Raw genomic sequence first — 653 nt, 5'->3', positions numbered from 1 at the left:
CCGCCGACAAGCCGCTGGCGCCCAAGGGCGTGCTCGACCCGTCGGTGACGCCGGCCAAGCTGACGCCGTTCATCGACATCAACGACAAGGGCGAGCTCGGCCGCTTCGGCCTGCACAATGGCGCGCCGAACGACAAGAACAACCTTTCGGAGAAGTGGGAGGCGATGTCGGTGGTAAGCGTTCTCGATCCGAAGCTGCCCGACGACTACTTCCTGTTCGTCGCCAACGACAACGACTTCCTCGCCCAGGACGGCTTCCAGGTCGGCGCGCCCTACAAGGCCGAGGACGGCGCCGATGTCGACACCATGTTCCTGGTCTATCAGGTCACGCTGCCGGGTCTGACCAAGAAGTAACAACACCTGTTCAGGCGGGTGCACCGAGCGCGTCCGCCTGAGCAGATCGTGAAAAGGCTCTTACTTCAACATCTCCGCGTCCCTTGGCACGCCGGCATCGATCGGCTCGGCCGTCCTGTTCGACACCGCGCTGATCTTGCCGGCGGCCGACAGGTTGGGGCGCACGAAGACCGGCGCGACGCCGTTGACCCGGCTGTAGAGGTCGATGATGTCCTGGTTCATGAAGCGCACGCAGCCCGACGATGCGTTCTTGCCGATGGAATCCCACTCCGGCGTGCCGTGCAGCCGGTACATCGTGTC

Annotated in this window: 1 protein-coding gene and 1 pseudogene; one reads left to right on the top strand and one right to left on the bottom strand. The window is 64.2% G+C overall.

The genetic code is table 11. The annotated features are described in order from the left end of the window. Window positions 1-353: pseudogene (locus tag EN935_RS39115) on the top strand (hypothetical protein); the annotation flags it as partial. Between the two features lie 60 nt (window positions 354-413). Here the strand turns inward: EN935_RS39115 and EN935_RS39110 are convergent. After that, the coding region (locus tag EN935_RS39110) for a L,D-transpeptidase (protein WP_164771879.1) at window positions 414-653 on the bottom strand (240 nt) is incomplete at its 5' end.

Source organism: Mesorhizobium sp. M7D.F.Ca.US.004.03.1.1, assembly GCF_003998635.1.
Classification (GTDB): Bacteria; Pseudomonadota; Alphaproteobacteria; order Rhizobiales; family Rhizobiaceae; genus Mesorhizobium; species Mesorhizobium loti.
Note: the sequence above shows the minus strand (reverse complement) of the source record. Positions and strands in the feature narration are given on the sequence as shown.